Origin of the sequence: Pseudomonas edaphica, assembly GCF_005863185.1 — a bacterium.
In the GTDB taxonomy this organism is placed as follows: Bacteria; Pseudomonadota; Gammaproteobacteria; order Pseudomonadales; family Pseudomonadaceae; genus Aquipseudomonas; species Aquipseudomonas edaphica.
This window is the reverse complement of the sequence record NZ_VBVZ01000333.1, coordinates 1-6,878: the sequence shown is the minus strand read 5'-3', so window position 1 is coordinate 6,878 and position 6,878 is coordinate 1. Positions and strand designations below refer to the sequence as shown.

Below are 6,878 nucleotides of genomic sequence, written 5' to 3'. Positions count from 1 at the left end.
GATAGCAGAGTGTCAGTCACTAAACCTCTCGACTGATACACCGCCATCGCAGCGATGCGGCGACCCGACAAGCCAGCTCCCACCTTGAACGGTGTGAAGGCTCGGATTATTTGCAATCCTGCGCCGCCAACTCCAGCCGCGATGGCTTGATCGCCGACGCCAGTGGCTTGCGCTCATACAGGAACACCTTGGTGCCGTCCTGGGACTTGTAGGCTTCCAGTACATCATCGGCGGCAATCTTGCTGGTCAACACCACTTTGGCATGACGCGAGTTCTGGGTCACCGTCGAGGTAATGCCGTGTTTTTCAAGCTTGGGCAACACGCACTGCACATAGCCTTCAGGGGTCTTATTGGTTTGCAGGGTCAAGCTCGGAGCGTTGGGAGCGGTGATACAACCGGTCAGCAAAGCAGCCAGGGCCGGAACGAAAAAAGCGCGCATATAAAATCCTGAGTATAAAAAGAAAAGTTCACATCAACTGGCGCTTACCAACGCCTTGAGCGACACATCGAACTGCTTCAACGCATCAAGCTGTACATCACGCTGCTGTTCAATCTGTGCGGCAATTTCCGGCACCGCCTTGTCATGCACCCACACAGACGGCACCTGTTTGTGCACCGAGCCTTCAGCCTTGGCGATGTATTGCAGGTTCGCGTCATAGAACCGTGCAACAAAGCGCGCCTCAACCTGATCGTTACGCTGGGTCAGCAGCTGGTTGTGGGTATCGAGCACCACCACCACATCCGGGTGCGCCTGCACCAATTCATCGAGGCTGCTATAGACCGTTACTGTAAGAAAAGTGCCCTGCAACGAACTCATTAACCAATCGATGGCCAGTTCCGGGTCGGAGCTGTTGACGAACGCTTCACGGATGCGCCCGTCGAGGGCATCCTTGGCGCCGTTCATGGCCATGGCGTGGTAGCGTTCAAGGTAGCTGAGGTTGTCGCGGGTGTTTTCGCTGTACAACACCCCCACCGATTGCGCGTGCCGCAGGGAGTCTACGCTACCGACGAGAGGCAGCAAATGGCTTGTACACAGATCATCGGCAATCGCCGGGTTGGCCAGCACCGTGGTGCCGAGCATCAGTATCATCAGGCCCAGCTGGATTATCGTCCTCATCGCGCATTTCCTTGAACAGCGTGTCGATGGCGTGATTGTCCGCTTTTGGCGCAAAAACAGAACGTGTGATCCTTGATGGTGACTATCATTTGAACCGATAGTGTCAGGCAGCCTAACTCCATAAAACCTATAAGGACCACGCCATGAAGCCCCACCAGAAAACCTTCGACCGCATCCGCGAAGCCGTATTGCCGGAGTTTCGCGAGCGGGTCGCCGATTACCTGGTTGAATATGAGAACGTGCTGCAGGACGACACCGCAGACGCCGACCTGCGTTACGCCAGCGCCCAGCAACTGCTCGGTTACCTGCGCGGCTTGAACACCACGCGGGTGTTGGGCATGGCCGATTGGGAAGACCTGGGCCGGCGTGTGGCCCAGGAATGGCTGTAACCCCTAGAGCGCCGGGCGGTGCAGGTTGACCCAGGCCTGCACGGAAGGCCGCTGCCATTGGTGTTGTGCATAGGCCACCAACTCGGCGGGCACGTTGTCACCGTTGAGGATCAAACGGTTGAGCATCACCGCCAGGTCCACATCGACTATCGACCACGCACCGAACAGGTACAGCGGGTTGCCTGCCAATAACGCCTGTGCCGCCTGAATCAACTTGTGCGCGGCCGCCTCACCCGCAGGCGACAACGGCGGCATCTTCTGCCCATAGAACACCACCAGCGTCGAACGTTCCTGGCGAATAGCCTGCAAGTCGCTGCGCAACCACGCCTGAACCTGCCGCGCCCTCGCCCGCTGTTTTAAGTCCGTCGGGTATACCGTGGTCTGGGGGAAAGCCTCATCCAGGTATTCGCTGATTGCAGAGGACTCCGACAAGGCGAAGTCGCCTTCCACCAACGTGGGCACACGCTGAGTCAGGGACAGTTGGACAAATTCCGCTGCCTGGTTTTGCGCCGTGTCCAGGTCAAGGGTGACGGTTTCGAAGGTCATGCCCTTTTCCAGCAGGGTGACGAATACCGACATGGCGTAGGGGCTGGTGTATTGGGCATCCACGTAAAGGCGCAACGATGGTGAAGGCATAAAAGCTCTCCTTGGGTGAGAGACCACGCTACGAGATCGGCGCCCAGAAAGACAATGCGCTGTTTTTATAGGGGCATTCCTGGTGGGAATGCATACTTTTATCCAGCGCTCGCCAATACTTGATCAAATGCGTAGCCCATCATGTTATTCAAGAACTTCTCTTGCCCATTGTCTACCGTGGTGCCTGAAACCTCAGTGGTGGTAAGTTCAATATCACTGAATGCGATCACTCGGCCCATCGTGCCGCCTACCAACCAAAAAAGCACATAAGCACCAAAAGTAGCCAACACCTTGCTGCCTGGGGGAAGTTGTGTTGCAGTCATTGCAAGTGATGCAGACCCCTTGATTGTCACGCCTGAAGAGTTGCCGAAATAGCTGCTCAAGTTTTCCGTTGTGGAAGACAAGCCACTGTAAACCCCCACAACAGGCACGCCAGCAAGCGTACCGGTATGCCCAAATCGCTGTAAAACATTCAACATGCCTACAGCGGCGCCATTATCACAGGCTAACAGTAAGACGCCGCCTAGCGCTGCATATTCTTTCAACCTATCTGCTTGTGCCACGGTAAAACTACTATTATGTAACCCGACAGACAGCACATCATATTTAGCCTTCAATTCAGCAGCCGTTATAGAGGGAGCAACAATATCTGCCGCGGCATCAATAGCGTCTACAGACTGGATTTTATTATAAGTCCCGTTGGGTCCGTAGTTTGCGGGCTCTTTAACCTGCGCCATCAAATTGGGGTAACTTGAATTACCAATGGCGACACTCGTAAAACCAAACTTTATAACCTGCAACTTTACTGGCTTGGTCACGGCCGCAGTCGCCGCCGAACAACAATGACGGTGCACATGAACATGCACGTGTACATGCACCTCTTCACCACTGAGGCAGTTCTTGTGATCTTCACGGCACGTCTCAGAAACTACGACACCACTGATTTCACGCGGGGACTGGCTTGAATCAGACATATTCAAAACTCCTATAAACTTAGCAAATTTACCGGAATGTTACTGCCGACCGCATATGCGCTTATTCCGCGCTCACCAGCACCTGATCAAAAACATAAGCCATCATATTATTTAAAAATCTCTCTTGCCCGTTATCGATCGTAGCGCCATCAACATCAATCGCCGCCAGGTCTATATCACTAAAGGCGATCACCCGACCCTTTGTCCCTCCTACCACCCAAAAAAGTACATTAGAACCAAAGGTGGCTAACACCCTGCTGCCGGCTGGAAGTTGTGCGGCGGTTATCACAAGTAATCCTCCCCCCTTAAGTGGCAGCCCAGACGAATCACCAAAACAGTCACTGAAGTTTTCCGACGCAGAGGAGACCCCGGTGTAACTCCCTATAGTACTGCTAACAAAGGAGCCGGTATGCCCAAATACCTGCAGAACATTTGTCATGCCAGCCGCAGTACTGTTATCACAGGTCAGCAGCAAGACACCGCCCAAATCGGCATAGGCTTTCAACTTGGCAGCTTGTGCCACGGTAAACGTACTCACATGCAGCCCTACCGACAGCACGTCATATTTAGCCTTGAGTTCGGCAGCGGTTACGGTGGCCGATACAATATCGGCCATCGCATCAAACGTAATGACAGATTGAATTTTATTATACGTGCCCTCTGCACCATAGTTGGCTGGCAACTTGACCTGCGGCATCACTTTAGAATAATTCGGACTGCCAATTGCAATATTGGTAAAACCAAGCCTGATAACTGGCAATTTTTTTTCGGCCACCGGCACGGGTACGGGTACGGACACCGCCCCCGTCGAACAGCATTTATGGTGTACATGAACATGAATATGCACGTGCGCCACCTCCCCATGATCGAGGCAGGCCTTGTGATCTTCATGGCACTGCTCAGATACAACGGTGCAGCAGACTTCACGCGGGGCTTGGCTTGAATCGGACATGATCGACACTCCTGGGGCCTAAGAGCACCTACCTCAGTAACAGGTAGGTACCCGCCCTCACCTGGGCGGACTCACAGCACTACACGCCGAATCCAATACTCCGTCTACTGTCAGAATTAACAGGGCTGGCGTAAAAAGTGTCTGGCGCACCGAGTGCATTCCTGGCGGAATCAGTCGCATTGATGGCAATATCATAGCTCTTGGCTACGAAGCAAAACCGCCCCGGTATTCGTCGCATTACCCCCATAGCTTTCAAGGAAGATAAGCTTATGAAACAAGCAGTTGTGGTTATCCACGGCATCGGCGAACAGCGCCCAATGGACACGCTACGCGGCTTCGTCGAAGCGATGATCCCTGCCGCCCCGCCCGATGGCACACCGTTTTACTGGAGCAAGCCAGACCGGCTTTCGCGCAATTTCGACCTGCGCGTACTGAAGTCGTCAGGTCGCACCTCCACGGACTTCTATGAATACTACTGGGCCCACAAAATGCAGGGCACCAAGGTCGGTCACCTGCTGGGCTGGCTATGGGATATTTTCAAACGCCCGCGCCGTGACATTCCCGAGGCCATCGTGCCGATCTGGCGCACCACGCGCTGGACGCTGATGGTGCTCCTGCTGCTGATTGCCAGTGGCACTCTAGCCACGGCCTGGGGCGGGTTCGAGCCCAGTGACAATCCGTTCGCACTGTTGCCACTGCTGCTTGGCGCCATCGGGCTAGGGTTGCGCTATTCAGCGCTGTCTTACCTCGGCGATGCGGCGCGCTACTTGAGTCCCAACCCGCAGAACGTGGTGATTCGCGAACAGATCCGCGCAGACGGGGTGGCGTTGCTGCGCGCCCTGCACAACCAGGGCGACTACGACCGTATCATCGTCGTCGGCCACAGCCTGGGCAGCGTGATTGCTTACGACATCGTCGGTTACCTGTGGCATGAACACCACGACCAATTGACCCAGGTGATCCCCAGCAACCGCGAGCTGGCCAGCCGTTATGCCGCCAATGCCACGTTGCAACCGGTGATTAATGAAGCATTGCCCAACGCCGGCGCCGCCCTCGATGGCAGCCTGGGCAGCACCTTGAGGTTCCGCGAGCAGCAGGCCCAGGCATTTATCGAGCAACGCGGCCTGGGCAATCCGTGGCGCATCAGCGACCTGGTCACCGTCGGCAGCCCGATGGCCCACGCCAGCCTGTTGTTGGGCCGCAGTGTGAGTGACTTCAAAAAACGCATTGAACGCCGCGAAGCGCCGGCCTGCCCACCGACCGAAGACACCAAGGGCTATGGCTATAACGCACGCAAGCCAGTGATGCTTGGGCAAAAACCGTTTACCCCGCAGTACCTGCACCATGCTGCGGCGTTTGCCGTGACGCGCTGGACCAACCTCTACTTTCCCGCGCCCTACGGCTTGTTTGGCGATATCGTCGGCGGCCCGGTCAAGCCGGTGATGGGTGCAGGCGTGCTGGATTTACCCGTCACCGTAGGCACCTGGAAAGGCTGGCTCGCCCGCTCCTGGCTGAGCCACACCCATTACTGGAGCGAGCGCGGCGGTGCCCAGGGTTACCTCGGCACACTCACTCAGGATGACAGCGCAATCAGCCATGGCCAGCGCCCGTCGGCCACCGAAGCCTTGCGCTGGGCGGTCGACCTCAAGGGGTCGCGGCGCTTTCGTCCGGTGGGCGCCAAGGCAGCCTTGGCACCCACCGAGGTCTAGGAGGCCCATGATCGCTCCCACGCAATGGGAACGATCACGGCCTAGCCGGCGAAACCACCGGCCTTGAGAAACTCATGCTCGGGTTGGGTGGTTGCCCTGGCCAATACCGCGTTGCGATGGGGAAACCGCCCAAACCGTTCAATGATATCCGCGTGTTCCTTGGCCCAATGGTAGGTGCTGGCATCCAAATACTGGTTCAGCGCCAGCGAACGCTGCTGGTCCGCCGGGTCTTCGGAATGTTCAAACGGCAGATAACAGAAGGCGCGCAGTTCGGGCTCGATCTGTTGATCCAACCCGGCGTCCACCGCCCGCCGCGCATACAAACGCGCCAGCGGGTCGGTGGCAAACATATGTGCCGTGCCGCGAAACGCATTGCGCGGGTATTGATCCAGCAAAATCAGCAAGGCCAGCGCACCCTGCGCCGAATCCAGCCAGCTTTCCAACTCACGCCGGGCGGCTTGCATATGCGTGGCGTGAAAGGTCTCGCGAAAGGCTGCGTCAAACGCGTCGTCCTTGGCGAACCAGCGTTTTGGCCCTGCCTGCTTCCAGAACGCGATCACTGCCTCGGCGGATTGTTCGTTCATGCTCGTCATCGTCCTCTCCAACACTTAACACAAAAAAAGCCGCACAGACTTCATCATCGACGTCGGCGATATCCATCAAGTGTCCCACATGGGCTGCGCAAGCTTGCGCGCGGTCGCACCATTGCACATAGGGTTTACCTGATGATCCACCGTCTTGCCCAGGTTTTCAGCGACTCCAATAGCCAAGTGCGCAACAAGCTGTCGGGTACAACATCAACGGGATCTTTGTCGCCAACTGCGCGATCTCGGTGATGCTGTACCGCTGGAAAAGCCTTGATGCCATTGAGCTCAAGCGCCCTGTGGCCTGAAACTGCGCGCCACCGGGTTCAAGGCGCAATAACGTGCAGGTAGAACGCGTGAAACATGAAATACGCACACCCGGCCAACGCCAGCCCCATGCAGCGGTTGAACCAGGTAAACGCCGCCGCCCCGTTGATCCGCCGCCCCAACAGTGCGCCCAACAATGCGTAAACCCACGGCGCGCCGACCGCCCCCAGCCCCAGCAAGGCCGATACGC

The 6,878-nt window shown here is 56.7% G+C and carries 8 protein-coding genes and 1 pseudogene; 2 read left to right on the top strand and 7 right to left on the bottom strand.

The features are described from left to right. Nucleotides 1-106: 106 nt before the first annotated feature. Nucleotides 107-439: a hypothetical protein gene (locus FEM54_RS20455; RefSeq protein WP_138452704.1), complete on the bottom strand. Its 333-nt coding sequence runs from the start codon at nucleotides 437-439 to the stop codon at nucleotides 107-109. Between the two features lie 33 nt (nucleotides 440-472). After that, complete coding sequence (locus FEM54_RS20450) at nucleotides 473-1,117, bottom strand: ATPase (protein WP_138452701.1); 645 nt, start codon at nucleotides 1,115-1,117, stop codon at nucleotides 473-475. Nucleotides 1,118-1,260: 143 nt separating this feature from the next. Between FEM54_RS20450 and FEM54_RS20445 the strand changes: the two genes are divergently transcribed. Continuing rightward, complete coding sequence (locus FEM54_RS20445) at nucleotides 1,261-1,506, top strand: hypothetical protein (protein WP_017136849.1); 246 nt, start codon at nucleotides 1,261-1,263, stop codon at nucleotides 1,504-1,506. Between the two features lie 3 nt (nucleotides 1,507-1,509). Here FEM54_RS20445 and yfcF read toward each other — a convergent pair whose 3' ends face one another. The 3 genes from yfcF to FEM54_RS20430 form a co-directional block, all read right to left on the bottom strand. Then, complete coding sequence (gene yfcF, locus FEM54_RS20440) at nucleotides 1,510-2,142, bottom strand: glutathione transferase (RefSeq protein WP_138452699.1); 633 nt, start codon at nucleotides 2,140-2,142, stop codon at nucleotides 1,510-1,512. A 98-nt stretch (nucleotides 2,143-2,240) separates the two neighbouring features. After that, nucleotides 2,241-3,116 (bottom strand): hypothetical protein, encoded by an 876-nt coding sequence (locus FEM54_RS20435; protein WP_240792776.1) that lies wholly within the window; start codon nucleotides 3,114-3,116, stop codon nucleotides 2,241-2,243. Nucleotides 3,117-3,177: 61 nt separating this feature from the next. After that, nucleotides 3,178-4,068, bottom strand: a complete 891-nt coding sequence (locus FEM54_RS20430) for a hypothetical protein (RefSeq protein ID WP_240792775.1) — start codon at nucleotides 4,066-4,068, stop codon at nucleotides 3,178-3,180. A gap of 269 nt (nucleotides 4,069-4,337) precedes the next feature. Between FEM54_RS20430 and FEM54_RS20425 the strand changes: the two genes are divergently transcribed. After that, nucleotides 4,338-5,777, top strand: a complete 1,440-nt coding sequence (locus FEM54_RS20425; protein ID WP_138452697.1) for an alpha/beta hydrolase family protein — start codon at nucleotides 4,338-4,340, stop codon at nucleotides 5,775-5,777. Between the two features lie 41 nt (nucleotides 5,778-5,818). Here the strand turns inward: FEM54_RS20425 and FEM54_RS20420 are convergent, their stop codons facing one another. Beyond that, nucleotides 5,819-6,361: a DUF924 family protein gene (locus FEM54_RS20420; protein ID WP_026013690.1), complete on the bottom strand. Its 543-nt coding sequence runs from the start codon at nucleotides 6,359-6,361 to the stop codon at nucleotides 5,819-5,821. 326 nt (nucleotides 6,362-6,687) lie between these two features. Continuing rightward, nucleotides 6,688-6,878 (bottom strand): annotated as a pseudogene (locus FEM54_RS20415) (LysE family translocator); the annotation flags it as partial.

Excerpts from the sequence above, each read along its gene's own strand:
- FEM54_RS20455 (WP_138452704.1), bottom strand. The coding sequence starts at position 439 with ATGCGCGCTTTTTTCGTTCCGGCCCTGGCTGCTTTGCTGACCGGTTGT.
- FEM54_RS20430 (WP_240792775.1), bottom strand. The coding sequence starts at position 4,068 with ATGTCCGATTCAAGCCAAGCCCCGCGTGAAGTCTGCTGCACCGTTGTA.
- FEM54_RS20425 (WP_138452697.1), top strand. The coding sequence starts at position 4,338 with ATGAAACAAGCAGTTGTGGTTATCCACGGCATCGGCGAACAGCGCCCA.
- FEM54_RS20435 (WP_240792776.1), bottom strand. The coding sequence starts at position 3,116 with ATGTCTGATTCAAGCCAGTCCCCGCGTGAAATCAGTGGTGTCGTAGTT.
- FEM54_RS20450 (WP_138452701.1), bottom strand. The coding sequence starts at position 1,117 with ATGAGGACGATAATCCAGCTGGGCCTGATGATACTGATGCTCGGCACC.
- FEM54_RS20420 (WP_026013690.1), bottom strand. The coding sequence starts at position 6,361 with ATGAACGAACAATCCGCCGAGGCAGTGATCGCGTTCTGGAAGCAGGCA.
- yfcF (WP_138452699.1), bottom strand. The coding sequence starts at position 2,142 with ATGCCTTCACCATCGTTGCGCCTTTACGTGGATGCCCAATACACCAGC.
- FEM54_RS20445 (WP_017136849.1), top strand. The coding sequence starts at position 1,261 with ATGAAGCCCCACCAGAAAACCTTCGACCGCATCCGCGAAGCCGTATTG.